Here is a 25864-nt window from a genome sequence, read left to right as displayed (position 1 = left end):
TCCGCAACGCTGGCCGTGGTGCCGTTCCTCGGCCTGCTAGTCGGATTCTTGACCGGGGCAACCGAACCGCGCGGATGTTCAAGGACGCGGTAGAAGTGCGCGGGCCTGCTCGATCTGCTCGAACGCGTAAGCCGCCATGGCCGCGTCGGTCATGCGCTCGCCGGACTGGGCAAGTGACTCGTAGGCCTGCTCTCCGAGCGTGGCACGCAAATGCCGGATCGCGGTGGTGATCTCCGGATACGCCGTCTGAGTGAGCGGCGTTGCGGCGGATTTGCTGATGACCGCCGCTGGTTGTGCGTGTCCAAGCCGGTCCAGCAACGATGCGAGGACACCCAGCGGGCTGCGCATCAAGGAGAAGTTACCGGAGTCATAGCGGTTTCGGATGGCCACCGTGACGTAGTCGAACGCGTCGGCCGGATCGCCGTGAAGCGCCGCAAGCCTCGAAAGTGTCAATGCGAGCTGAGATTCCAGCAGTTGGTTGCCGCTGCTTTGCGCGATCTCGAGCCCGCGACGACCGACTTCATTCGCAGTCACTGGATCGGCGTCGCGATTGGCCATGGACCACGCCAGCCGCGCCATGGCCTGAATGGCGGGGTTGTCGACGGCATCTGCAGAAGTCAGCAAGCCGTCGGCGTTGGCGACGGCCTCGTCATGTAAGCCGGCCATGGTCAATGCGATTACCAGGCATGACTGCGTGAACGGCTGCGGGCCAGACTGCTGGGTCATGAGTTTGCGGCACCATTCGACATACCCATCGGGCTTGCCCCTCGACAGGTATGCTCCGCCGAGCCACGCTTCCAAGTCGTAGGGAACGGGATCGTAGCCTCCGGTGTCCATCGCCAACCGCCCCGATTCGGTGTAACCGAGCGCCTCGTCGGCAACGTAGCGGCCGGCCATCAGGTACAGCTGCGCCAATCGTCGGTGTTGGACGGCACGCGCGGGGCCGATGAGTTTTTCGGCCCACCGGATCGGTTCGTGCTGCTCGATCCAGAACCCCAAAAAGGTGGCGTAAACGGCGATGGCGGAGGCGGTGTCGAGGTCGTGCCGATCGGCCGACCAGCGGAACGCGACGCGCAGATTGGCCAACTCTTCGGTGAGCCACGAATACGCTTCACGCTGGCGCTGCCCGTTCCACATCGCCAGCACCGCCTGCGCGCGCTCGGCGAAGTAGCGTGCGTGCGCGGTGCGTGCTGCCGCCGCGGCGCCGGCGGAAGCCAGTTGCTCTTCGGCGAACTGACGGATTGTCTCCAACATCGAGAACCGGGTCTGACCCGAAGAATGGCCGGCCCCGAGCAGCGACTTCCGCACTAGCGCGTCGAGCAGGTCGAGAGCGGCGAAGTCGTCGTCGCAGCCTGTGACGGCGCACGCCCCAGCCAGGTCAAATCCGCCCGCGAATACTGAACATGTTGTGAGAACATGCTTTTCGGCCTCATCCAGCAGATCGTAGGACCACTGCACCGCGTGGCGCAGGGTTTGGTGGTGGCCCGCACCGCGCCGAGATCCCACCAGAAGCCGGAACCGGTGATCGAGGCGATCGCGCAACTCAGCCACCGTCATGGACTGCAACCGCGACGCTGCCAACTCGATCGCCAGTGGCAGTCCGTCCAGGCGCCGACAGATCTCAACCACATCGCTATCGGATCCACTCAACGCCAGGTTGGGCGCCACGGCTCGGGAACGCTCGACGAATAGCGTCGTGGCGCTCGACTCCGCTGATGGGCGGACCTCGAGGGCGCGGATGGGCCAGAGCTGCTCGTCGGCGACTCCCAGCCCCTGCCGGCTGGTGGCAAGGATTTTCACCGTCGGGCAACCTTCGAAGATCGCCTCGACCGTGCTGGCTGCTGCATCGAGCACGTGCTCGCAATTGTCGAAAACCAGCAGACGCAAGCGACCTTCCAAAGCCGCCGCCAGACTCTCGGTCAAACTCACAGACGGCTGTCTGTTCACGCCCATCGTTGCCGCAACCACTTCCGGGACGGCGATGGGATCGTTGATGGTTGCCAGCTCGATCAACCACACTCCGTCGGGGAACACGTGCATCACCCGGATCGCCAACTCCAGCGCCAGCCGTGTCTTACCAACGCCGCCAACCCCTGTCAGAGTGACCAACCGGTGCTCCTTGAGCACCGTCTCCAAGTCGGCCAACTCCGGTTCACGACCGATAAGGCGTGTTGCGGGCGGCCGGATGTTGCCGGGGGTCGGGTCGAGCGTCCGCAATGGCGGAAAATCGGTGTGCAGACCCGGAGCGCCGACCTGGAATATCTCGACAGGTTTCGCGATATCCCGCAATCGCTTGGGGCCTAGCGCAGTCAGCTCGACACCAGAAGCGGTCAGGCTTGCCGTCGCGCCGTCGACCAAGATCTGACCGCCGTGCCCAGCCGCCATCACCCTGGCGGTGCGGTTGAGAACGGTGCCGAAGTAGTCGTCTCCCCGCTGTTCTGCTTCTCCGGTGGCGATGCCCATGCGGACGGGAAGATCAAGCGCGCGTTGGGCGGCGATCGCGGCGCCGATGGCACGCAGTGGTGAGTGAAATACCGCGCACACGCCGTCGCCGGTGTAGTTGAACAGATCGCCGCCCTGCGCCTCGATCGCGTCACGCAGGGTTAGGTTGTGCGCTTGGAGAGCAGTGCGCATCGCTTCGGCGTCTGCCTCCCACCGCCTCGTCGACCCCTCGATATCGGTGAAGAGAAACGTCAGCACCCCTGTCGACGGGCGGCGCGCATCGTGAACAGACACGGCCCCACCCCCGATCTCCGCTGCCGTCATGTTAAGTCCCGAAAGAGCCGATCTGCCATGGTGTTTGACTGTGCAATCGGCACCCACAGGTGATGCACAGCCGACATCCAGGGTTTGGTGTCAGGATCAGGTTTCGAACAGACGTGCGATGGGAAATAGGACCCGTATGACTGATGACACACAGCTGCAGAATCCGGAGAAGGACACGTCGGAGTGGGTGACCGGCGACGAGCCGATGACCGGTCCGCAGCGCAGCTACTTGCAAACCCTCGCGCAGGAGGCGAGGCAAGAGGTGCCCGACGACATGACCAAAGCGGAGGCCTCAGAGGCCATCGACCGGTTGCAGAAGGAGACCGGCCGCGGCAGGTAAGGTCAGTGCGCCGCCGGGGGCGGTGGTGGCGGAGGAGGCGCATAGGGGCCCTGCGGGCCCGCGCCGTAGCCCTGGGCTCGAGCCGCCACCGCAAAGTCGAACGCGCAGGACGGGCACGTGAGAAGTCCCTTCTTGACGTTTCGACCGCAGGCAGGACAGGTCCGCTTGCCCTTATTCGTCACGAGCCAGATGACGCCCAAGATGACGTCGACGAGCGCCCACAGGAAAATGATCAGCCCGATACCGATCGCCGTACCGACTGCGGCGCCGGCTCGGCATGCGTCGGAGTACTCGCTCGTCGAGCAGTTGTCGGACGCCGAGTTGGTGCCGGCGACTATCCAGATGACGAATAAAACCTGCACGGCGAGGATGACCCAGGTGAGCGGGCGCCATGACGGCATTGTGAATCTCCTTTGTCAGGGATGTTGTCAGAGTTGAACTTTCGCGCCGCCCGAGAACATCGAGTCGTGGACCTCCAACTCGACCGGCTGCGTGCCAGGCGGCACGTCGAAGGCTGCTTTGACCTGAATTGAATTACCGGGGTTGATGTTGCTCATGATCGCGTCATCGTTCATCCACATGTCGGCCTCCGAGTTGGCCTCATACTCGCGGCCCGAGGCGTCGATCAGCTTTTGATTCGAGCCGAAGTACGACTGCGCCTTGTCGCCGATGTTCTGCACGGACAACGTCAGAATGATGAACTCGCCTTGGGGTTTCACGATCATGTACGGATTGCTCGGGTCACCTGCCTGCGCAGCACGGGTAATGCTCAGCACGCGGAACTCGAACTTCCCATCGCGCACAGGCGATCCCGCCGGCGCGGCCGTGGGAGTCACGGGGGATGCCGGTGCGGGCGCGGCGGCACGGCTCGTGGCGGCTCGGCTCGAACTCGACGATGAGCTCGACGAGCCCGAGGACTTGTCGTCGCTCCCTGCACACTTGCCGATTGCGAAGAGCAGTACGAGGATGCCGACGACAATCAACGCGACTCTTCCGCCGTTGGAGGGCTTCTTCGTCGCGACTGGCGCCTGAGGCGCCGCCCAGCCATGACCGTCCCAATACATCTGACGACCTGAGCCCGATGGATCGGGATACCACCCGGGTGGCGTTGGCGTAGTCACGATTCCTCCCCCTGTTAGAGATGCTTGCCGTGCGGCAGATTAGCCAAGCCCACCGACAAGCCGCAGCTGTTTCACTAAGGAACTATCCAGCAAATGGGACGCTATGCCCACTAGCCGGGGTTACTGGTGTTCCCCGCGCCAGATGCATTGATCGTCACGGCCTCACGTGTGCACCGCCATGCTGTGGACCATCTAGCGGCAGCTGGGTGCAAACATGTCAATCGTATGTTTACACGTCAAACGGTCGAAACCGTGTGCCGGACGAACCCCATAGCCGGTCCTACCTGGGTGGCCGCACAGCCGTTGTGGGCGGCTCGGTGTCATCGTCAGGTTTGCGCCGCAGGATGCGCAGCGTAGAGAACTCCTCCGTCGCAGGAGCGGACAGCACCGTCGTCGAATCCTCTTTCAGCCGAACGATTTTCGGTATCGCCGTGGTGGGCACGGGCTGGCCGAGCGTCGGCGCGGCGGTGGTCTGCGGCTCAGGCTCGGGCTCACGTGCTGGCGGCGGCGCAGCGGGCGTGCGGGTCTCGCGGCGGCGCACCAAGTAGGCCGCCAGCGGTCCGGTGAACAGCATGGCGATCAGCACTGCCAGGCTCAACAGGCAGACAGCGACGTCGAACGTGCTGGTGATCTGCTGGGCCAGATTGTTGCCGTAGATGGCGTCCGGCGATGGTTCGGCATACCGCGGCGCAAGCGCGACGCCGATGGCCAGGTTCGCGACCGTGAAGACGAACAGCACGCCGCTGAAGGCGGCGATGACGGTCGCGGTGGTCTCCCCGCGGCCGAGTCGGCCATGCAACCAGCGGGCGATGACCCCGGTGATCAGGTCGAAGACCGTCATCGCCACGGTGTCGTAGGCAGCGCGGGGTAGATCCAGCGACAGTGCGATCAGAAAGTCGACGATGCGGCACACGGCCGCGGCGAACGCCCAGAACGCGATCAGCGTCAGGCACTTCTGCGCGGCCGAGCGGTAGGCGCCCAGGGTGGGCGGTTTGATCAGGAAGACGGCGTAGAGCGTGGTCGGGGCGACGATCGCCGCGGCGGCCGCCCAGAACAGATAGCCCTCGTAGCCAACCGCGGCAGTCGAGGTGTTCTGGGCGATGCCGTGAAAGGCGTCGATGTCGCGGCCGACAGGAAGGACCCAGACCAGCATGCCGGCCAGCGCCGCGGAGGCGCCCAGTGCGGTGGTGGCCAGGCGGGCGGCCGCCGACCTCTCGAGTAGCCAGCGCGAGGCGACCACCAATGCGATCATCGCGACCGCGCCGTAGAGCAGCGTCGTGACGATGACCGCGACGTCGCGGCCGCCGAACTCGCCGTTGGTGACGAACAGGTAGCGCAGCCGCCAGTACAAGTTGAAGGCCACTGACAGCGTCGCGAGCGCAATCGACACCGCGCCCAGCACCCGCGCGGCGGCGTACCAACGGCGAAAGCCGTTGTCTTCGATGGTGGTACTGCTGACCGGCGGTTGCGCCGCGAGCAAGGCGCCGCCGAGGCCGAGGATCAGCCCGGGGCCGACGCCGGGCGGCGTCAAGCCGGTTCCGCCGTCGCGCACGGTCTGCAGCACGTGGAAGCCGACGAAGCCGATCGCAAGCACCAGGTAGGGAGCCGTGAGGACCAGGCGGATCAGGCCGGTGCGCCAGACATCGGCCTGGGGCGCCGCGAGCCGCAACGGTCCTTGGTGGGGGGCGAGTGCCGCGGCCAGCGCGAGCAGCGTGACGAAGATGACAAGGACGAAGAACAGGCCGTTGCTGCCGGGGACGCCGAGGCCGAAATCGAGGTTCCAGGGCAGCAGCAACGCGATGACCAGCAGGGCGACCGCGGCGCCGTCGCGGACGAGGTTGGTGCGGACCGGCACGTATCCCACGCGGGGCGACCGGCCGGCGGTGGCGGGCGCGTCGTAACGCTGGTCGCTCACGGGACGATTTCCTCTCTGGAGTGACGCGAGGGGTCGGCACTCAGGGTGCTGACTCTTGCTCTCTTATACAACCAATGCATCGGGTCGCCGGGCTGTGAAAGGGTGAATCGGTGGACGTAGCGGTCGGGGTGGCGGTCACCGGACGGGTGGCGCGCCTGGCGATGGTCGGCGCGGGCGGGCAGGTGCTCGACGAGTACGCGTTGGAGTTGCCGGACGCTGCGATGACCGATCTGGCCGAGACCATCGTCGGCACGTATCGCGCGGTGGCCGACTCCGGCAACGTGATGGCCGCGACGCGGTTGGTGCTGCCGGACGAGTCGCAGGCTGAGACGCTGCGCCAGACGGTCACGAGCGCGGGCGTGCAGAACGTCGAAGTGGTGTCGGAAGCCGAGGCGGCCGCGGCCCTGGCGCGCAGCGCGGGTGCGGACGCGGCGCTGTTGCTGGCCGACGACAACACGGTGTCGCTGACGGCGGTCGGCGAGGACGAGGAATCGACGTCGGTGTTGGCGTCGGCGCCGATCGGGGTGGCCGGCGCGGCGGTCGCGTGTGCGGTGGTGCTGCAGAAGGTGCCAAGCGCACCGACGCGGATCATGCTGGTCGGCCAGCGGTTGGACTTGGATTCCATTGCGGCAGAACTGCATTCGACGGCGCCGGTCGAGGTGCCTGCGGACGCGGGCTTCGCAATCGCGCGCGGTGCGGCCCAGACGGCCGAGATGTCCGGCTACTCGGCGGGCGCGGCGACGATGATGGCGCCGGCTGCTGCGGACGCGACGTTGATGGCGTCGGCGGTCAGTGAGGCGACGTTGATGGCGCCCGCGGCGAGTGAGGCGACGCAGATGGCGCCCGCGGTGGGTGACGCGACGCAGGTGGCGCCCACGGCTGGTGACGCGGTGGTGGGGCCGCAGTTGGCGTACTCGGAAGAGGAGCCGGCGGAGTACGAGCTGCCCTACGACTCGCTCGAGGAATTCGTTCCGGAAATCGAGGACGAAGAGGCGTATACGGCGCTCATCGAGCCGCCGGCGCGCAAGTCGATGTTGATGGGCAGCGCGCTGGCGTTCGTGGTCGCGAGCTTCGCGACGTTGGCGGTGACCGTGGCGGTCAACATCCGGCCGGTGGCCGACGTGTCGGCGCAGCAGGCGGTTCCGGCGACCCAGCAGGCGGAGACGGTGCCGGGACGGTTCCTGCCGCAGGTGCCACATGAGCCGGATCCGGTGGCGTTGCCGGTGGCCGCGGTGTCGCCGGCGCCGGCCGCGCCTCCGGTGCGCAATGTGCCGATCAACCGGGGACCCAACAGTGTGGCGCCGCAAGCGCCTGCTCCCGCGCCTCAGGCTCCGCCGGTTGGTCCCGCGCCTGCGCCGGTGCCGGGAGCGCCCGTGATTCCGATCCCGCCGGTGATTCCCTTCCCGCCGCCGTTCTTCCCGTTCCCGCCGCCGCCGACGTTCACCACGACGGTGACGTCGCCGCCGCCGACGACAACGACCACTCAGCCGACGACGCCGACAACCACGACCACTGAGCCGACGACGCCGACGACATCGACGGAGACGTCGACATCAACGCCCACCACCATTCCGACGTCGACCTCGGTGTCGCCGCCTCCGGTGATCGAGAAGCCGGCTCCGCCGGTGACGCAGGAACCGGCGTCGCAGGCGCCCGCGTTCACAGCCCCACCGGCAGCGCCCGCCTACACGCCGCCGGCCGTCGCGCCCGAACCCGTAGCGCCGGTAGCGCCCGTTGCACCCGTTGCGCCGGCCCCCGCACCGGCGCCTGTGATCGAGGCGCCATCGGGCGGTAGCGGGTCGTCTAGCGGCGGTGGGTCGTCGAGCAGCGGTGGATCGTCAAGCGGCAGCGGGGGTTCGGCACCGGTGACGACGGTGCCCGCGTCGCCCTAGGGTCCTCAACCCTCCGGCATCCGTTCCGCCAGGCCAGTTGAGGTTGACAGGCGTCGGAGCGGGTAACTCCCAAACATGGGAGGGATAGCCGAACCCAGCCAGGACGCCTTCGACGTCCTGATCGTGGGTGGGGGCAACGCCGGTCTCAGCGTGGCGGGACGCCTGCTGCGGCGCGGCGTCGAGCGTGTGGCGGTCATCGAACCGCTGGCGGTGCACACCTATCGTCCGCTGTTGTCGTACGTGGGAGGCGGCCAGGCGACGCAGAGCGACGCCGAACGGATGCAGGGGTCGGTCACACCGGACGGATGTGAGTGGTTGCAAGACTCCGTCGTCGCGGTGGGCGCCGACACGCAGACCGTGCGGTGCGAGAGCGGCCGCACCTGCCTGTACAACGACCTCGTGATGGCACCCGGCCTTGTGCCGGATGAGACCGCGCTGCCCGATGTGTATGCCGCGCTCGACACGGCAGCGGTTGCGAGCAATTATCTCGATCACGCCGAGAAGACCTGGCAGCTGGTGGAATCGATGATGGCAGGGCGCGCCGTGTTCACGGTGCCGCGGCCGCCGGTCAGCTGCACTGGCACCACGCTGAAGCCGTTGTTCTTGGCTGCTGCGTATTGGCGCCGAATGGGACGGCTGGGCGACATCGAGATCACGTTGATCGTCGACCGGCCGAACCTGCTGGGCGTCGATGCGATCGATGAGCGGTTGCGGGGCTACCTCGGCGAGATCGGCGTCGAGGTGCTCAACGGCACGGTCACCGAGTTGCATCCCGCAGAGCAGAAGGTCTCGGTGAAGACGCGTGAGGGCGCCGATCAGAAGGTGGCATACGACCTTCTGCACTTGGTGCCGCCGTTTCGCGGGCCGACATGGATCGAGTCGTCAGGGCTGGCGGCCGCCGAACACGGCCTTGCCGACATCGACCCGAAGTCGTTCAGACATCGCCGGCATCCCAAGGTGTGGGCGTTGGGTGACGCGGCTAGCGTCGCGACGGACCCGTCGGGCGGAGCCATCCGGAAGCAGTCGGCGATCTTGGTCAACAATCTGTTGGCGGCGCGCAACGGCGGTCGGTTCGCGGAATACGACGGATACACGGTGGCGCCGATCGCGACCGACAGCCATAAATTGATGTTCGGCGAGTTCGATCGCACCGGAGCGCTGAGTACCTCGCTTCCTTCGTTCGTGGATCCGCTGAAGCCGCGACGGACGGCGTGGGCCTTCGACCGCTACGGCTTGCCGCAGATGTACTGGAACCTGATCCTCAAGGGACGGCTCTGAGGCTTACGCGTCAGGACGGGGGACGTCGCCGCGCCAGGCGCCGGCCTCAGACGACTTGCTCTCGATGAACTTCTTGAACCGTTCGAGATCGCCGTTGATGCGGGCCTTGAGGATGCCGAGTTTGTCTGCGACGTTCTCGACGAAGCCCTCCGGATCAACGTCCATTTGCGTTGTCACTCGCGTCTTTTCGTCGTCGAGGCGGTGGAACGTGACGACACCGGCGTGGTCGGGTCCGCTGTCGGACTTCCAGGCGACCCGCTCTTCGGGGTGCTGCTCGGTGACGGTGGCATCGAACTCACGCTCGACGCCGCCGACCTTGATCACCCAGTGCAGGTGCGTGTCGTCGCGTTGCTCGATGCGCTCGACGCCTTCCATGAACTCGGGGAAGGACTCGAATTGGGTCCATTGGTCGTAGACCATCCGGATGGGGCGGTTGACGTCGACCGACGCAGTATGCGTGCTCATGATCACTCCTTTTCATTAGGCCTGCGCATCCGGTACCCACACCACGGCCGCCCAATCCTGTGGCGGCGCGTCAGTCGGAGGAGGCGTTTCGGGCGAGTCCGGTCGTGTCGCTCGGCCCGCCGTGTTCGTCGTGAAGTGTGTCTTTGTCGTGTACCGAACTCTCGCCGGTCTGCGGCCCGGGAACCTGCTCGGACGAGTCGTCGGCCATGCTGCGATTGGTCATGAACCGGGGCTACCCGATACGAGGACGGAGCCCATCCACTCGGGTCGGTGCGAGCACTGGGTCCTTCGTTCGCGGTTCGCTGTGTCGGCATCCGAGTTGCGAGGCTTCAGTCCGAGATTTGCTGTGACACAAGCTAATTGACGATTTAGCGTATCAGAACACACCGTCTAGTATATTTGCCCGGTGGTCAATAACCGTTGGCCATGCAACTCAACACAAGAACTACAGGGAGTCGTTCGTGACCAATTATTCCGCTCCGCTGCCGCCAGCGGGATGGTACCCCGACCCGCGGGGCACGGGAGGGCGGTCGTACTGGAACGGCCATGAGTGGGGGTCGCCGCCATCGCGTGCCATGGCGAACCGACGCGGACTGGTCATCGGCGGAAGCGTTGTGGGACTTCTTGTCTTGCTGTTGTTGATCGGAAATCTCCGGAGTGGTGATGACAACAAGTCCGTCGCGACGACGGTCACCCAAACGGTCACCGTCACCGCGGCGCCGCCGCAGCCGTTCGTGGCGCCCCCCGCGACGGTCACGGTGACGGCGCAGGCAGCCCCGCCGGCTCCCGCGCCACTCGCTCCGCCGCCGGAAGCCACTGCCGAGGCGCCGCTGCCTGCGGCGCCTGTCGACACGCCGCCACCGTCGTCGGCCTACTACAGCAATTGCTCCCAGGCGCGCGCAGCGGGCGCCGCACCGCTGTATGCGGGCGAACCCGGATACCGGTCCGGCCTCGACAGGGATGGTGACGGGGTCGCTTGCGAGTAGATGTCCGTCAGAGATTAGGTCCACGCTGACTCTGTTCTCCGGATAGCTGAGCCCGCCCATACCGGCGTGCTGACCAAGGTGTTAACAAATTCTCAACTTGCCGCGGAATGACTGAACGGGCCGTATTCTTTCTATTTCAACGAAGGAGACTTTGCTGTGATCCTGAGAGTGTCAGCGCCGGTAATGATCTGCGCGGGGTTAGTCATTGCCGGGTTCGGTACTGCATCACCAGCGGGGGCCGACTCGTGGACGATGCCGAACCTGATCGGAAAAGACCTTCAAGGCGCACAGGATACGATCCAGTCGTTGACCTCTGATGCGATCTGGTACAGCTCGTCGACCGATCTCACCGGCAAAGGGCGTATGCAAATCGACGATCGCAACTGGGTGGTGTGCACCTCAACGCCAGCGCCCGGAGCCGCGATCACGCAGAGCACGAAGATTGACTTCGGCGTCGTCAAGAAGGACACCGAGTCCTGTCCGTGATCGCTTCTCCATTGTCGGCCCAGTTGGCCATGTGCCTGGGTCCGCCGGTGGCCGAATCGCAATGGTCCCGAGCAGCTGGAGAGCACTCTCACGGACTACCTGTCCAAGACAGACGTCGGACGGCACACCTAGACCACGGGTTTCGGAGAACGCCTCGTCGAGCTTCAACTGCCCGAAAACCAGTCTGTTGCCGTCGCTTCCGGCGCCGTCGAGTGGCTAGCCGCCGGTGCGCTCGAACCTGTCGTCGAATTCTCCGCCGCCGGTGCACGCGCCCCCAGCCGCAACCGCTTGGTTGCCGCGTCCCGTGAGCACCGCGATCGGGTCCCCCATCTCCGCGGGCAGCGGGTATTCGGCGTCGATCGTGACCTGTGCGGTGCCGCCGGCGCCGCAGGTGGTGGTGCCCTGCTCGGTGCGGGTCCACTTGTCATCGGCGAACATCAGCGTGACGGCGCCGTCCGTCCCGTGAAACAGGCTCATGCACCGATCGCCGGTCCGCAGACAGTAGGTGTTGGCGGTGAGCGTCTTCGGCGGAACGGTAGTGCCGTTGGTGAAGGTGGTCGTCTCGCGGTATCGGCCGCGTAGCGCGTCGGCGGGCGATGCCATCCGCGGAGGCAGCACCGCGGGATCGGCAACCTTGTTGGGGTCGGCGTCCCCGGTGCGGGTGTATTTCACGGTTCGCTTTGCGGCGCAGGCGCTGTTGGTGGAGGCACGGACGGTCTCGCCGGTGAGGGTGCCGTCGGGTTGCGGTTTCAACGAGTAGACCACCCAGATCTCGTCGGGCGTGGGCCCACCGCATTGCGCCGAAGCGAGGCCGACGGCAACCCAGGTTCCGCCTAATTGATCGAACGACAGGTTGGAGACCAGGGCGATGCCGCCTTCGTTGATGTTGGCGGCCGTCGCGACGCATCCACTGGCGCCGCATGTCGAGCGGACCGCCCAGGTGGCCGTCGTGGCGGGCGCATTGGCAACCGGCTTGTCTTCGAGATCCATGCCCGGCCCGAGGTCAGCGCGGTAGGTGCCGTTGAAGGTTTCGGGAACGGCGGCCGTCGCGGGTGGGGCCGCTGGCTTGTCATCCCGGGTGAGTTGGAAGGCCGCGAAGACGCCGCCGGCGATCAGCACGATGACGCAGACGAGCGCGCCGGCCAGGATGACCGGCGTGCGGGACGAGCGCTTGGGGGGCGGTGGCGCTGACCATGGCTGAGCGGGGGGCCACGGCGGCGGCATGCCGGCGGGCGGAGAGGTTGGTGGGTAGTTGAGCACAGGCGTTGACGGCTGGGCCCAGTTGCTGTGGACCAGCGGCGCGGCTTGCGTCGGCGCAGCGTGTGATTGATCGGTCGGCTCGGTGATGGCTTGCCGTGCGGCAGCTGCCATTTCGATGGCGGTGGGGTAGCGGTCGGTGGTCTGTTTGGCCAGGCCCGTTTCGATGACCCGGTCCAAGCCGGGCGGAACGGTGTTCGACGTTTGGGATGGTCGAGGTGGCGGGGCGACCATGTGGCCGACGGCGACCTGCTCGAGAGTGGAGCCAGGGAACGGTGTTTCGCCGGTGAGGCATTGATAGAGCACGCAGGCCAGCGCGTAGATGTCGGAGCTGGGTTCGATGTCGCCGGTGCGGAAGCGTTCGGGGGCCATATAGGCCCAGGTGCCGATGGTCGACCCCTCGGAGGTCAGCTTGGTGTCGTCGGCGGCCCGGGCGATACCGAAATCGATGAGGTAAGCAAAATCGTTGTCGGCCAACAGAATATTGGACGGTTTGACGTCGCGGTGTACCAGGCCGGCGCGGTGGGCGCTGTGCAGTGCGCCGGCGATCTGCTCGATGATGTAGACCGCGCGGGCAGGCGGGAGCGGGCCGGACTTGAGCAGCGTGTCGAGGTCGGCGCCGTCGATGAGCCGCATGGTGACGTAAAGGCGACCGTCGATCTCGCCGACATCGTGGATTGGAACGACGTGGGGATCATCGAGACGTGCCGCGGTGCGCGCCTCGCGGCGAAAGCGACGGTCGAAGTCGGGATCCTTGGCGAAGTGGGGGAGCAGCATCTTCAGCGCCACGACGCGGTCGATGGTGGTGTCGTAGGCCCTCCACACCTCGCCCATGCCGCCCTGGCCAAGCAGCTCGATCAGCTGATAACGGCCGAAAGGCGTCCCCTCCACCGGCTCACGATAACGGCCGACTATGGCGTCTGTGGGCGTGATCGGCTACCAGAGTTTGGGTTGAGCTGCGCCGCAAGGATCCACCAAGGGGTTCGTCGCAACCTTCGGTAATCGGCTGCGGGTCGGGCACGGAAGGACGAACGATGAAGCGACTGCTTGTGGGCTTCGCGGCGGCGGTCATCACCGTCGTCGCGCTGGGCACGCTGTTGTTCGTGTGGGATCCATGGGGGGCGAGTCGAACTGCTACCTCGCCGGCCAGTTCGGCTGCACCGATATCTCCGGTCGCACTTCCCAGCGAGCCGCCGTCGAACTCGGGCTGCCAAGGCAACGTTGTTGGCCACAGTGACCTGAAGCATCCGGCGCTCGGCACGGTACGGGTCTTCCTCCTGCGTGACGCCTCGGCGGGCACCGGGTGTGTTCTGCCGGTTACTGAATCTGGACGAGTCCTACCGGCGATTCCGATCGACGACCGAGGAAAGCTTGGCTTCGCCAATCCCGCCGTCGACGCCACAGGGAACGTGTTCATCACGTATAACCCGGGCCGGTATGACGGAGTGCTCGTGCTGATTCCCGACGCCCAAGGTTTCGAGGACATCGGCTGGGCCCCGGATATGTCGGGGACGCACTACATCGGCAAGCACGCTTACTACTACGCAGAGCTGCTCGCTCCCAACGACAAAGGCGAATACGCGATCCACCAGTCACAGAACGACTGCGAACCCAGGTTGCGCCGCCGGCACCATCACGACGTCGGATTTGCACTGGAATGGCAGCGATTACGTCCCCTGAGTCACACTCCTTTATTCAGAGTTGATCGCGGAGTCTGTCGACGAGGTGCACCAAGCTGTCACGGTGTGAGCCGGCCCAGTAGATCTGTCCGCACCCCGTGCAACGGCTGAAGTCCTCGAAGTACTTACGGGTCAACGGTTGAAGACGGTCGATCACCTCGCCCTTGGTAACGGTGGCCAGCGTGTTGTTGCACTTCATGCAACGGGTGAACGGCGCTAGCCGTTGGCTTAGGTGCAGGCGCTGCAAGACCTCGAGTGTCTGCTCCTCGGCGTCCTGAGAGTGGACGAAGAGCCCGTGGGTGATTGCGCGACGCTTCAGCAGGGGACGATCTCGGGTCAGCAGGATCCGCTGCTCGGCCAGGCCGACGTCGACCAATGTCTGGTCCTCGGCGTCACTGGACCACCACACGTCAAAGCCGAGCAGGCGAAGCAGACGCGCCAGCCGACCCAAGTTCACGTCGACGACGAAGCGCGGATTGCGCAGCGGCGCGGGGCGCAGCCGGGCCGTCGACCCGATCTCGAAGGCCTCGAACACCGGGTAAGCGGCGATGCGATCGCGGGACGCTGGACGGTGTCCAAAATCCTTGACATCACCGTTGACCAGGATGAGGTCGACTTCGGTGTGCGGAATTCCCGTCGCTTCCAGAACGTCTTTGACTGTCTGGTGTGCGCGGAAGGGTCGGCGCAGGGTGAGGCCGCGCGCTTCGGGTGCCAGGAAGTCGTTGAGTTCGGCGTATGCCCGGACTGTCACGTAACCGGCCATGGAAGGCAACGACGTCATTGACCGCCGGTCAGGCCATCTCAGGCACACGCAGGTGTGCGACGGCCAAGTCGAAGTCGCACTGGTCGAGAATCTCTGCGTTGGCTTCCTTGCTGCCCATGGATCTGATCGTGTCCAACGCGTCCTTGTTCCGCTCGAGCGCTTCGGCGTTGTCGAAGGTCGCCGCGGTCACGCCACGACCGGACGCTCGGTCGACGAGCAGGCTGGCACTGCAGAATCCCCCGAGCTCCTCGATCTTGGGCAGGATCGTCGTTTTGAAGAACTCGATCCCTCGGTCGATTTGATCTGGATCGACCTTGACCCAGGTGGCTCGGACACAGCAGCCGTCACCCGCGCGGTGCTCGCGGTGCATGGCGGCAACCTCCCATTCTTCGATCTCCGCGCTGCCCCCGAAGAGTTGCGCGGCCTCGTCACGAATCGGCCCAACGGTCTCTGCGCTCGCCCGCATCGCGTCCTCGGAGTCCCAGGAGCTGGTGGCAATGCAGCGACCCGACGTGCGGTCGACCATCAAGGACATGCCGACGCACCCGGGGATACCCTCGAGCGCGGGCATCACGCTATCGCGCATGTGCGCAATACCGGCGTCGATGGATGAGGGCTGCGCCTGGATTGTGGTGCTTCGTGCGTACATGGTCTGCCTCCGTTGTATGTGGGGCAGCGTCTCGACGGCGCCGCCGGACCACTTCATCGTCCTCTCACCGGCAAGGCATGGCAATGGGTTGAAACCCGCTGCACGCCGGAATAATACGTACTTCAGGGTCGAGGTCGTGCGGTGGCCGACGAGTTGCGTTGCGTGTCTCTGCTTTGTGGGCGTGCGGTACCGGCTATGGGAATACATCGATCACGTCGGGGCCGGTCGACTTCGACTTGTTCGACGGTCGATTCATCGTGCTCGGGTCAATCGGAGGGTGCGCGATCGTCGGCGGAGTGGACGTCGCGGCGCTGCGCGCCGTCGGTCGAGTACCAGCTTTGCGTCGAGCCGCTGCTGCCGCATTCGCGCGAGCCGTGGCTGCACGACGCAGGTTCGGTCGCCTTGGTAACCCGCAACGGAATGAATGCGGATTCGTACCGAGGCAATCACGGGTTGGTACCAATGCCTTTCGTGGTCTAGCCCTGTGGACGGTGGAGCGCAAATCATTGCCAAACGTGCTAGGAGAGCACCGCGCTGCCTGTGCCCGAATGGTGGGGTCAAAAGGGTGACGATGCGCCCTCGGCGTGGCTCTTGAGAAGGGACATCACGTGAAGCCAGACTGGGTTCCGGCCCACAACTCGTTTGATCCGCAGGCCAGGCGCATCGTCGATACGGCCGAGGGCATTCTTATGGGCCTTCGTCGATGTTCAACTGGTGCCGCGTTCGACGAGCTGCTCAGCGCCGCGCAGCGCCACGGCATCCCCGTCTTCACGGTTGCATGGGCGCTCGTCGAGCTGGCCAACGGTGAAACAAGACCGCGGCAAGGCTCTCACACGGCTCAGTGTGCCGCCCGCCGCGAGTGGGGTGACCTTTTCAGCCTCTCTCCCGTGCGTGGCCGCTGAAGACCACGTGATGGACTGAACCAGCGCGTTGGTCCACAGCGGTTCCCTCCCCTTACTTCGTCTCGGGCGGCAATGCGCACCGCAGCACTAGTCCCGACTTCCTACGGTCGCGCCCCGCCCCCTCTGCCGTCGACCGTCGTTCTCTCGCTCACATGAACCACCGCGGTTGCTCGCCTTCGGCAGCGAGCGTGATCCTGTGCCTGCCCGGAGGCACGGACACTGTGGAATCCGTCGGGTTGTCGTCCAGCCGCACCGTGATCCCGGGCGGCAACGCCGCGAGCTCGATCTCCACGGCCGTGTCGGTCGCCACGGCGATCGTCGACCGGGGCAGCGCAGCCAGGCCCGCTCGCGCGACGTCAACCGTGAATCCCGCGACTCCAACGAGCTTCAGCGTCAGGCTCGGAAGGGTGTCGGGGGGCCCACCCAGCAGCCATATGAGCTCTCTGAACAGCCCCGGCGACGGGTCCAGATCCAGGATGACGCCCCCACGGCGCCGGATCGTCCGGTTCCGGTCCGGCCGTGCGTAGGACCGTGCGTCGACCTCGGCGACGGCCCCGCGGGTTGCCGTGACACGCGCAGCGGCCCTCAGATCCGATATCCACCAGGCCCGGTGCGGGCCGATACCCAGATCCGGTCGAACGAGCTGCGGGTACCACGCGAACGTGATGTGGCCCGGATCGCCTTGGCGCAGACCGGTGCCCATGTGCGACACGGGATCGTCGAATTTGTCCTTCAGCGCGAACGACAAGTGGTTCTCGCTCGGGTAGACGGTGAACCGATAGCGGTAGCCCAGCCGGTCGATATCGAGCACCTGCTGGAGCACGCCCAAGAACGGGACGAGCGCATCCAACAACCCGTGCGCGATCACGAACGGAAGCCACCGGGCGTTGACGAGTAGCCGCAACGTGTCACCCTCGCGGGCACAATGTGAATCGGGATCGGGGTCGGCCGGGATTTCGATGTCGGGCAGTAGCCGAACGCCACACACCGGCGGTCCCGCCAGCACGACCGCCTGCGAAAAAACCTCTGGATAGGTCAGGCTCAACTTGTACGTTCCGTAGCCACCCATCGAATATCCGGCAATCACAGTGCGATTCGGGTCGGTGCCGATCTGCTCCGTCACCCGTGCCCAGACTTCCCAGACGTCGAGCTCACCCTCGTCGAAGTACCAACACGCTGGTCCGCGGGCCAGCGGCGTCACCACCACCGAGTTGCGCCCATCGCAAACCTGGTGCAGCAGCCGCGGGTCGATCGCTGCAAACTGATTCTGCCCCAACGCAAGTGAGTGCAGCAGTAGGGTCAGCGGCAGCTTGCGCCCGGACGCGTACGTCGCCGGCAGGCACACCGAGTACGGCTGTACCCGGCCGAGGAACTGCGGCTTGGTGCTCAGGACGTTCGTCTTCTCGACGCCCTGGCCCAACTCGACTGAGGACACATACCAACGCGTCGACGTGCCGGTGATGATCGGCTCGGCGGTGGTTTTGCGCTCAGCAAGCTCGTCCCACGGCACGGCCAGCGAGAACTGCGACACGTCGCCGTCGGTGAGCGCGGCCGCCTGGGCATTGTCCGCCCAGAAGTTCAGCCGCTCCGGCTCCTGCTCGTCGGTGCGGAAAGCCACGTTGTAAACGTTGGGTTGCCCCGGCTTCGCGCCGTGGGTGGCCGGGACGTCGGCGAACCCGTCCCCGGCGGCGTTGGCCAGTCCAGCGGCCAGCCGTACCGTCCACGTGCCGGTCGGTTCGAACAGAGAACGCGGAATCCGGGCCATGAAGGACCGCGCAGCCATGTCGACGGTGTGCTCGACGGGAGTCGTTGCCTGGGCCGCGAGGTCGATCAGCTTCGCGCCGGCCCCGGAGACGAGCAGCGCCAAGTCGATTCCTGCGGAGCGGACTCCGGCCCCCGCTGGCCAATCGCCGGTGCCGGCTCGGTCAGGGCCGGTGTCGAATGTGAACAGCCCGACAGGCACCGAAGCGTCAATCAGGGTGTTCCAGTCGATCCGCCACCAGGTGTGGGACTCGGTGAGCCCGATTCCGACCCGGAAGATGTCGGCGCCGTTATGGGCCGCGGCTCCGTCCGGATAGATGTACGTGCCGCGCGACAGCTCCAGCCCAGCGATCACGGCGTCGACGGGGAAACCCGTTGCGCCGTGGTCGTCGTAGAGGAAGTCGGTCCAGAACACAGCGCCCCCGGCGAAGCGGCCGGTGCCGCATGTGCGCGGGAACTCCTCACCGAACGGCCATCCGGCAGGCGCGGGAAGCTTTGGTTCGGGCCGCAGCGCCGCAGGAGGCACCCCCTCGGGCATACCGCCGACCACGACAGGCTCGGGACTCGGTGGTGTCGTGACGGCATCCAGCATTGCATCGGCGACTCGGCGCGCGACATGAACCGGAAGAAGCGCAAGGTTCAACAGTGACACGACCCAACGTACGCGCACGGCCCGACCCGGTCGGTGTTTGGTGCTGAAAGAGCCAGCGGCACATTGCGTTTGCAAGCAACGATCCTGGATCAATAGCGACGCCGTTGCGCTGTCGATGACAAGCACCGACCGTCATCGTCGCGACGCAGGCTGCTCACCCCGTTTCGCGACTACGTGCTCGCCACGAAGTGATGCGGCGAGCCACAATACATTCGGTGCAACTATTTGAGAGCGCCGACCGTGCCATTACGCGAGGGGGACAGAGACGCCGCCCGACAACACCGCGTCGTGCAACTTCAGCTCGGCCGGACTCGTCGCCTGCAGTACGTCGGACGCCAGCTTTGAATCCAGTTTCCGGGGTTGTGGTCGCCCATCGGGTTGCCGCCGGCGTTCATCCACATGGCCGCCTCGCTTGACGCGCCGTACTCGCGGCCAGGCGCGATGACGATGAACTCACCCTGGGCCGTGGCGGTCACCTACGGGTTGCACTAGGCCAGGAAGCGGTCAACGCCTTGGGGTCGCAGCAGTTGACCCGCCATGGCCTGGCGGTAGCCAAGGCAGACGCCGCCGGCGGTCATGATCAGCATGCCGACGACGCCCGGCAGCGCACCTACGGCCAAATCTGACAGCCGAGGGCTGCGCAGGTACTCGCTGGGATAGCCGGCCTCTTTGGACGTTTGTCCGCGGGCGGTCAAGCCGACGTTTGTGGGTAGCGGCTCACTCGTCGATGCTTGACGTATCGGTGACGCCGGTTCACCGGACCACCGCGACGATGACGTGAATGCCGGACCACCGAATGTCGCCGGCGGTGCGATCGGCGCGCCGAGGATGGGTCCGGGCATAGCCGGTACAGGCGCGACCATGACCGGGGCGGTCAGTACTGGCGGTGCGTTCCCGCGGGGAAGGGCGGCACTGGCTCCGACCGTCGTCGAGTCCACCGGTCCGGGCACATCGGGCACGCCGGGGGGTTGGTCGATGGGAGGTGGCAGGGGCGCTAGGGGAGGCGGGGGTACCTCTTCGGGGCGGGGGGCGAGGTCGACGGGAGGCGGAGCTTCGGGAAGCAGCGTCGGCGCCCTGGTAATGGTCCGGCCGCCTGGACCGTTGTCTGTGCCGGAATTGTCGTCGACAGGTTTCTTTTTGCCGCCTTTCACACCGCCGGACCCTGCCGCGTCGCCGGTCCCTTCCTGGGCGGTGCTGCCGGGTTGATCGGCGGCGGTGTTCGCATTCGCACCGCCGGAGTAAGTACCGCGGGAATGAGTGCGGGCCTTAGTGTGGTCGGCGGATTCGCCGGTGCCGGGCGCCGAATCGCTGCTTTTGGTACTTCCGCTTCCTGTCGAGTCGCCGGTATCGGCGGCGGACACCGCGCTGCTGGCACCTGTCAACAACGCAACGGCGATCGCGCACGCTGCGAGATGTGTATCCACCCGCCCCATAGCGCCTCACCCCACGCCGGTGTGTAATTGGCCCCTCGGTCCCCGGCTTCGTATCAGTATCGCATCCCATCCACCGCGGGTCCGGCGCATTGCGAGATCGCTTCGTCGTTGCCGTGTCAAACGAAGTGCGTTGTGTCGCAAGGCTTTGGCAGACGGATGAAGTGCGATTTGCCGAAGACCGATCCTGCAGCGGCGCGGATGCAATCACCCGCGGCGGATGAGGATCCATGTTGCGATGCCGCAGATTACCGCGGACGCAACGCCATCGAACCGCGGGTGCAATAGCCGCGGCAATGGCACTGACCGGCATATTATTAGGACGACTTTTCATCGTATCGAGCCGTTCACCGTTCATAAGTTCCGCCGCCGATTTATCGGACATGCCCTGGTTGGAGCACCACTGGCGGGTAGCCCACCCTCGCAGTGAGCGGCGGTGCGAGCAGATGTATTCCTGTTGCGCGGCACCAAAGAAGTGATGTCGAGCGGGGGCTCGGTAGCGACGACAACAACGAATTAGATTGAGAGACAATGACTTCTGCTGGAAGTGTTTGCGGTCATCGGCACTGAATCCATCGGTAACTTGCCGTTGTAGTGGGCTTCGCACGGGTAACCGTCTTTGGGACTCACCCGAATGCTTGGAGTTTCATGCGCTGCATCGTAGGCGTCGGCCGGCTCGGTGGCGGAGAATGCGGTTCGTCGTCCCAGGTTCTTCACGTGTGGTTGCCACCAACTGCCACCGCAAACTGCGACAAGGAGAGCGTCAATAACACAGCAATCTCTTTAGTGAAGCAAAACGTATGCGATTGCGTGTAATGAATGCGCCCCGCGGCGTGCACCGCAATTTGGAGGAACAGGCCTCCATCGTGTTCAAGAAGGCTTCCATTCTGCCCCGAACGGAGCCATGGGCTCAGTGCTGGCCGGAGCCGCTGCGGCCACCACCGTCAGACGAGGGGGAGACCATCCGGTCACTTGCCGCGAGCGCGCGGCACCCAACGCGTCGTGCCGACCAGCGCTCGCTTGAGCGCGTGCGCGGAATCGCGTGGGACCATCAGGGCCGTGGCCAAGTCTCCGGCAGACCATGGCCGCCGTCGGCGACGACCACCGTTCCGGTGACGAACGAGGCTGTCTCGTGGGCGAGAAAGAGCACGCAGGCGGCGATCTCCGCCGGCGTGCCACTACGCCCGATCGGTCCCGCAGTCGCGGCGGCGGCTTCGAACGGTAACTGTGAATCGGTGGCAATGTAGCCGGGCGCAACGACGTTCACGGTGACTCCGTCGCCGACAACCTCCAGGGCCAGCGCCCGCGACAAGCCCACCAGGCCGGCTTTCGCCGCGGTGTAGGTCGACTGCCCCGGCATCGCGTTGACCGTGCCCGTGGTCGACCCGATGGAGACGATTCGCCCGTACCCGGCCGCTGTCATCAGGGGCACCACCGCCCGGCACATGAGAAACGCCGTCGTCAGGTTGCGGGACAGCGCCGCATCCCACGCTGCCAGCGACATTTCCGCGACATCGTCGTTGGTGTCCCAACCCGATGACACCGAGGTCATGCCGGCGATGTTCACGAGCACGTCAACACGACCCCACCGGTCCAGCGCGGCGCGCACCAGAGAGTCGGCGGCCCCGTCGACGCTGAGGTCGGCGATCACCCCGACGGCGGCGTCGCCGAGTTCTGCGGCCCGCTGATGCACGCGCTCGGAGGTGGCGCCCAGCACCACCCGGGCGCCCTCCGCGACGAGCGCACGTGCCACCGCCGCACCGATGCCGCCGGGCGCTCCGGCGCCGGTCACGATCGCCACCCGGTCCCCGAAGCGCGCCACGCGTCTAAACCTATCCCGGATGGGTGACCTCGTACCTCACACCCCGGCCGGGACCCGGCCCTCCGTTGCGCGTATCTCCTGGCGCAGCGATGAAAACTCCGAAATCGTTCGCGTTGCCACCGACGCCACCGGCCGCGCGTTGCGGCCCGTCGGTTCGGTCTTGGACACCATCACCACGCTGTCGATGTAGGGCTGGATCGTGGTCGCGTTCTGCACCGTCGCGACGATCACCAACTGGAAGCCGAACTTACGGAACGCCTGCAGCGCCTGCTGCGCGAACTGCGGGTCGGACTTACTGAACGCCTCGTCGAGCATCAACTGCGCGAAAACCGGTCTGTTGTCGTCACTTTCGGGGCTAGCCAGGTTGAAGCTCAGCGCGCCCGCGAGGCAGAACGCCATCAGCTTCTCCTGCTCGCCACCGGAATTATCGCCGGCGTTGCTGTGCGTGCGGATCAGCTCCTCGGTCGCGACGTCCCACTCCGCGCAGTCGAACGTGAACCGGTTGCGCACGTCCAACGCATCGCGCGTCCACGCCTTGTCCTCCGGCGCCGTCGACGCGAGCCGATTGCGCAGCCGCAGAATGTCGGCGTACTGGTCGAGGATCGCCTGCTTGTCGCCCAACCCCACCTCGGCGATGCGCCGCGAAATCGAGCGGACGATCTCGGTCAACTCGCTCACCGCCGTCAACTGCCGCGGCATCGCCCGCAGCGTCAGCCGGGTGCCACGGTTGAATTCGACTGCACCCAAGCCTGTATTGACGCGGTCGATTTGGTCGCTGATCCGCCGCGCCTCCTGCTCGGCGACGCGGTGCAGCGTCAGGATCGCGTCCGGCGCTTGCTCGGTGACCAGCCGCATCATCCGCTCGTACGCCTCGGGCAGTTCGCGTTCGTCGATGTGCTTGCACAGCGCGACGTAGTCGTGCACCCTCTCGTCGAAATCGTCAGAGTCGTTGGGGATCGCGTCGGGGAAGGACGTGTCGAATGTGTTGAGGATGCGGGCCAACTCGTCGTACGAGCGGCGCCGGCTCTCCCGCAGTTGCTCGCGTTCCTTCTTGATCGTGGAGAACAACGCATCCCGGTGCGGTTCGGGATCGAGCAACTCCAGCGACACCGGCAGCACAGCGGCGTATCGGTTCAGCAGCTCGGTCAGCGGCTCGGAGACGAACGCCGGCGACAGCCGCTCCTCGAGGTCCATCAGCCGGGTGCGGCGCTCGTCGAGGCTGTCCCGACGCGTCTGGATCGCGCCGCGGCGCGTCATCAATTTCTGGATCTGCGACCAACATTCGTCCGCGCGTGCATTGAGCGCCTCGATGTCCGGGTGATCCGCCATCAGCAGTTCGTATTGCTCGCGCAGCCGTTCGGCGTGCCCGTCGGCGGTCTCGGTGTCGATCTGGCTCCACTGCGGAAACTGCTCGCAGATCGCTTTGCACGCCGCGGCCCGGTCGCGCCACTGCTGTCGCTGGGCCGCGATGTCGTCGGCGACGCGGCGGGCTTTCTGGTAGGCCTCCTCGGCGTCGGCCAGCTCGACGGTCAGCGCGTTGATCTTCGCGGTGACGTCGCCCTGGTAGAGGTACTCCGACTGCTTGACCGGGCGACGGTCGTCCTTCACGGCCAGCCGGTCGGAGTCCTTGTACAGCCCGGTGTCGGTGACGGCGCGGCGGAACCGGTCGAACACATCGGGCGTGTCGACGCATATGTGATCGCCGGCAGCAGTGATGACATCGACAGCCTCGGCGGCGCACGGATGCTTCCGGTCGACGGCGAACAGCTTGCCCGCCAACGTATTCGGGTCGGGATCGGCGGGTTCGGCGCCGAGGAACTTCGCCCGCACGTGGTGCAGCTGCAGCCGGCCGCGCATATCGGTCTCGTTGACGAACCGCAGCACCTTTTCCCAGTGCTGGTCGGGCACCAGCAGCCGCAGGCCTGCGCCGCGCAGCACCTTCTCGACCGCGAGGCGCCAGCGCGTCTGGTCGGGCTTCAGGTCGAGCAGTTCGGCGATGTAGGGCAGCTCGGTGGCGTCGGCGCCGACGGCGGCGCAGATGTGATCGCGCATCGCGAGCGCGAACTCCGGCAGCGCCGAGCCGACATGTTCGACGCGCTTGAGTTCTTTGGCGGCGGAGTCGCGGGCGATTCGGGCGGACTTCTGGGCGTACTCGGCGTCGGTGGACGCCTCGCGGTTGCGTTCGACCTTGGCGAGCATCTCGGTGGCCTGCGCGAGCAGTTCCTCACGCAGGTTCCAGAACTCGTCGGCGGTGTCGGGAATCTCGATGTCTTGCGCGGTGAGCATGTCTTCGTAGGCGGCGCGGCGGCGCTCGACCTGCTCCGCCTCGGCTTCGGCCGCGGTTACCTGCGACTGCAACGGGGCAATGTTCGCACTTGAACCGCTGATCTGCGCGTTGAGCGAATCCGCTTCCGCCTTGGCCAGATTCAAGCTGCGAGTGACGTCTTCATACTCGTTCTCGAGCTGGTCGATGGTGCCGTCCAGTGTGGCGATCTGCGTAGGGCACTGCGCGAGCCGGAGGTGGTCGGTGTAGGCGCGCACCATCGGGGAGTCGACGAGGTCGATGATGCCGAGGTCCGAAGACTCGGAGGCGTAACGCTGCTGAATGGTCTCGATGTCGCCGAGAATCTTGCGCTTCTTCTGCGCGACGGCGAGCAGTTCGCGGGCCTCGACCAGCGGGTCGATCTGCTTGAGCGCCTCGGGCAGCCGGGCCACGCTGTCGGGTTCGTCGAGCATGAACTCACGGACGAACTGTTCCAGTCCACCAACGCTTTTCAGCGACTTGGCCTTGCCGAGCAGCTGCTGGGCGGCGTCGGAGGCGCGGATGCCGATGGTGGCGTACAGCTGCGCGAGGTACTGCGATTCCACCTTGGTGGAGAACCGCCAGTCCTCTTTGAACACTCCGGCGTCGAAGCGGCCGGCGGCCCAGCGGTTGCAGACGTCCTCGATGTGGAGGTCGCCGTCGCCGAGCACGAACCGGCTGGACGAGTCGTTGCGGGACTCACCCGTAAGCCACTTGAGTACCAGGCCGGTGACGGTGCGCCCGGTGTCGCTGGTGTAGGTGACGGCGACGGCCGACCAGGCGGTGCCGTCGCCGCGCAGGTACATGACCCGGCTGGTGTTGCCGTCGCTGCGCTGGCCCCATGCGCCGCGGACGTATTTGTCGACGGTGCGGCGGCCTGCGCTGGAACCGGCGGCGGTGTTGTCGCCGGAGGCGTTGAAGTTACGACGGTTGAACGGAAGGAAGCCGAGCGAAATCGCGTCCAGCAGTGAGGATTTGCCGCTGCCGGAGGCGCCGGCGATCAGGGCGCCGCCCGGGCTGAACGGGATGGAGTGGTAGCCGTCGAAGACTCCCCAGTTGATGACCTGCAGCCGGGACAAATGGAACTGCTCAGTCATCGACCTGCATCCTCCGTGCTGTCATCCACCTAGCGTTCCTCGATCTGTCATTTGTCGGACGCCTCAACATAGGCGACCGGGCCGACATGGTCCGCGTCGGACCGGGTCGTGTCGGCCGAGAAATCGGTCACCGTCCCGTTTGCCGACGTCAGCGGGATGCGCACGTCCGCCGAGCATAAAGCGCCCCGCCAAGCGCATGGTGCCAGTGCGAACGAAGTGACTTATGATGCTGGGACCGCAACGCTCGCGGAAAGCGGCTGACACGATCAACGCTCCATTCGTAGTGACAACGTTCGTCGGC

20 protein-coding genes are annotated in these 25864 nt (G+C 65.8%); 6 read left to right on the top strand and 14 right to left on the bottom strand.

Going from position 1 to position 25864, the window contains the following annotated elements:
• Window positions 1-78 precede the first annotated feature (78 nt).
• Complete coding sequence (locus ACGFK1_RS29165) at window positions 79-2736, bottom strand: ATP-binding protein (RefSeq protein WP_393437945.1); 2658 nt, start codon at window positions 2734-2736, stop codon at window positions 79-81.
• 166 nt (window positions 2737-2902) lie between these two features.
• Here ACGFK1_RS29165 and ACGFK1_RS29160 point away from each other — a divergent pair, with 166 nt between their 5' ends.
• Entirely contained in the window at window positions 2903-3106 is a 204-nt protein-coding gene (locus ACGFK1_RS29160; RefSeq protein WP_393437943.1) for a DUF3072 domain-containing protein, read from the top strand.
• A gap of 2 nt (window positions 3107-3108) precedes the next feature.
• On the opposite strand, the gene ACGFK1_RS29155 is transcribed toward ACGFK1_RS29160, so the two are convergent.
• From ACGFK1_RS29155 to ACGFK1_RS29145, 3 genes are all read right to left on the bottom strand, one after another.
• The gene (locus tag ACGFK1_RS29155; RefSeq protein WP_393437940.1) at window positions 3109-3507 is read right to left on the bottom strand and encodes a hypothetical protein; all 399 of its coding nucleotides are present in this window, start codon (window positions 3505-3507) and stop codon (window positions 3109-3111) included.
• 27 nt (window positions 3508-3534) lie between these two features.
• The gene (locus ACGFK1_RS29150) at window positions 3535-4227 is read right to left on the bottom strand and encodes a DUF4352 domain-containing protein (protein ID WP_393437937.1); all 693 of its coding nucleotides are present in this window, start codon (window positions 4225-4227) and stop codon (window positions 3535-3537) included.
• Between the two features lie 280 nt (window positions 4228-4507).
• Window positions 4508-6142 carry a hypothetical protein gene (locus tag ACGFK1_RS29145; RefSeq protein WP_393437934.1) on the bottom strand — a complete coding sequence of 545 codons (1635 nt, stop codon included), beginning with the start codon at window positions 6140-6142 and terminating at the stop codon, window positions 4508-4510.
• 110 nt (window positions 6143-6252) lie between these two features.
• On the opposite strand from ACGFK1_RS29145, the gene ACGFK1_RS29140 reads away from it, so the two are divergent.
• Both ACGFK1_RS29140 and ACGFK1_RS29135 read left to right on the top strand, forming a co-directional pair.
• Window positions 6253-8034, top strand: a complete 1782-nt coding sequence (locus ACGFK1_RS29140) for a hypothetical protein (RefSeq protein ID WP_393437932.1) — start codon at window positions 6253-6255, stop codon at window positions 8032-8034.
• A gap of 75 nt (window positions 8035-8109) precedes the next feature.
• The gene (locus tag ACGFK1_RS29135) at window positions 8110-9312 is read left to right on the top strand and encodes an FAD-dependent oxidoreductase (protein ID WP_393437929.1); all 1203 of its coding nucleotides are present in this window, start codon (window positions 8110-8112) and stop codon (window positions 9310-9312) included.
• Window positions 9313-9315: 3 nt separating this feature from the next.
• Here the strand turns inward: ACGFK1_RS29135 and ACGFK1_RS29130 are convergent, their stop codons facing one another.
• Both ACGFK1_RS29130 and ACGFK1_RS29125 read right to left on the bottom strand, forming a co-directional pair.
• Window positions 9316-9777: an SRPBCC family protein gene (locus tag ACGFK1_RS29130; protein WP_393437926.1), complete on the bottom strand. Its 462-nt coding sequence runs from the start codon at window positions 9775-9777 to the stop codon at window positions 9316-9318.
• Between the two features lie 70 nt (window positions 9778-9847).
• Window positions 9848-10000, bottom strand: a complete 153-nt coding sequence (locus ACGFK1_RS29125) for a hypothetical protein (RefSeq protein ID WP_393437924.1) — start codon at window positions 9998-10000, stop codon at window positions 9848-9850.
• A gap of 238 nt (window positions 10001-10238) precedes the next feature.
• Between ACGFK1_RS29125 and ACGFK1_RS29120 the strand changes: the two genes are divergently transcribed.
• Together ACGFK1_RS29120 and ACGFK1_RS29115 are read left to right on the top strand one after the other, a co-directional pair.
• Entirely contained in the window at window positions 10239-10763 is a 525-nt protein-coding gene (locus ACGFK1_RS29120; RefSeq protein ID WP_393437921.1) for an excalibur calcium-binding domain-containing protein, read from the top strand.
• Between the two features lie 156 nt (window positions 10764-10919).
• The gene (locus tag ACGFK1_RS29115) at window positions 10920-11249 is read left to right on the top strand and encodes a hypothetical protein (RefSeq protein WP_393437918.1); all 330 of its coding nucleotides are present in this window, start codon (window positions 10920-10922) and stop codon (window positions 11247-11249) included.
• A gap of 216 nt (window positions 11250-11465) precedes the next feature.
• Here the strand turns inward: ACGFK1_RS29115 and ACGFK1_RS29110 are convergent, their stop codons facing one another.
• The 3 genes from ACGFK1_RS29110 to ACGFK1_RS29100 form a co-directional block, all read right to left on the bottom strand.
• Window positions 11466-13397, bottom strand: coding sequence for a serine/threonine-protein kinase (locus ACGFK1_RS29110; protein ID WP_393437916.1), 1932 nt, complete (start codon window positions 13395-13397; stop codon window positions 11466-11468).
• Between the two features lie 804 nt (window positions 13398-14201).
• Window positions 14202-14948: a Mut7-C RNAse domain-containing protein gene (locus tag ACGFK1_RS29105; RefSeq protein WP_393438028.1), complete on the bottom strand. Its 747-nt coding sequence runs from the start codon at window positions 14946-14948 to the stop codon at window positions 14202-14204.
• A 28-nt stretch (window positions 14949-14976) separates the two neighbouring features.
• Entirely contained in the window at window positions 14977-15597 is a 621-nt protein-coding gene (locus ACGFK1_RS29100) for an antibiotic biosynthesis monooxygenase (protein WP_393437913.1), read from the bottom strand.
• A 608-nt stretch (window positions 15598-16205) separates the two neighbouring features.
• On the opposite strand from ACGFK1_RS29100, the gene ACGFK1_RS29095 reads away from it, so the two are divergent.
• Window positions 16206-16499, top strand: a complete 294-nt coding sequence (locus tag ACGFK1_RS29095) for an ANTAR domain-containing protein (RefSeq protein ID WP_393437910.1) — start codon at window positions 16206-16208, stop codon at window positions 16497-16499.
• A 148-nt stretch (window positions 16500-16647) separates the two neighbouring features.
• Here ACGFK1_RS29095 and ACGFK1_RS29090 read toward each other — a convergent pair whose 3' ends face one another.
• The 5 genes from ACGFK1_RS29090 to ACGFK1_RS29070 form a co-directional block, all read right to left on the bottom strand.
• Entirely contained in the window at window positions 16648-18912 is a 2265-nt protein-coding gene (locus ACGFK1_RS29090; RefSeq protein WP_393437907.1) for a prolyl oligopeptidase family serine peptidase, read from the bottom strand.
• 296 nt (window positions 18913-19208) lie between these two features.
• A complete protein-coding gene (locus ACGFK1_RS29085) occupies window positions 19209-19388 on the bottom strand; it encodes a hypothetical protein (protein ID WP_393437905.1) in 180 nt (59 codons plus the stop codon).
• 12 nt (window positions 19389-19400) lie between these two features.
• Complete coding sequence (locus ACGFK1_RS29080; protein WP_393437902.1) at window positions 19401-20336, bottom strand: hypothetical protein; 936 nt, start codon at window positions 20334-20336, stop codon at window positions 19401-19403.
• 1057 nt (window positions 20337-21393) lie between these two features.
• Window positions 21394-22164: an SDR family NAD(P)-dependent oxidoreductase gene (locus ACGFK1_RS29075; RefSeq protein WP_393437899.1), complete on the bottom strand. Its 771-nt coding sequence runs from the start codon at window positions 22162-22164 to the stop codon at window positions 21394-21396.
• Between the two features lie 36 nt (window positions 22165-22200).
• Window positions 22201-25563, bottom strand: coding sequence for an ATP-binding protein (locus ACGFK1_RS29070; RefSeq protein ID WP_393437896.1), 3363 nt, complete (start codon window positions 25561-25563; stop codon window positions 22201-22203).
• Between the last annotated feature and the right edge of the window lie 301 nt (window positions 25564-25864).

Source organism: Mycobacterium sp. NPDC048908, from assembly GCF_043197955.1.
Lineage (GTDB): Bacteria > Actinomycetota > Actinomycetes > Mycobacteriales > Mycobacteriaceae > Mycobacterium.
Note: the sequence above shows the minus strand (reverse complement) of the source record. Positions and strands in the feature narration are given on the sequence as shown.

Coding starts and splice junctions, on each gene's coding strand:
- ACGFK1_RS29160 (WP_393437943.1), top strand. CDS start 2,903: ATGACTGATGACACACAGCTGCAGAATCCGGAGAAGGACACGTCGGAG.
- ACGFK1_RS29155 (WP_393437940.1), bottom strand. CDS start 3,507: ATGCCGTCATGGCGCCCGCTCACCTGGGTCATCCTCGCCGTGCAGGTT.
- ACGFK1_RS29135 (WP_393437929.1), top strand. CDS start 8,110: ATGGGAGGGATAGCCGAACCCAGCCAGGACGCCTTCGACGTCCTGATC.
- ACGFK1_RS29130 (WP_393437926.1), bottom strand. CDS start 9,777: ATGAGCACGCATACTGCGTCGGTCGACGTCAACCGCCCCATCCGGATG.
- ACGFK1_RS29125 (WP_393437924.1), bottom strand. CDS start 10,000: ATGACCAATCGCAGCATGGCCGACGACTCGTCCGAGCAGGTTCCCGGG.
- ACGFK1_RS29105 (WP_393438028.1), bottom strand. CDS start 14,948: ATGGCCGGTTACGTGACAGTCCGGGCATACGCCGAACTCAACGACTTC.
- ACGFK1_RS29100 (WP_393437913.1), bottom strand. CDS start 15,597: ATGTACGCACGAAGCACCACAATCCAGGCGCAGCCCTCATCCATCGAC.
- ACGFK1_RS29070 (WP_393437896.1), bottom strand. CDS start 25,563: ATGACTGAGCAGTTCCATTTGTCCCGGCTGCAGGTCATCAACTGGGGA.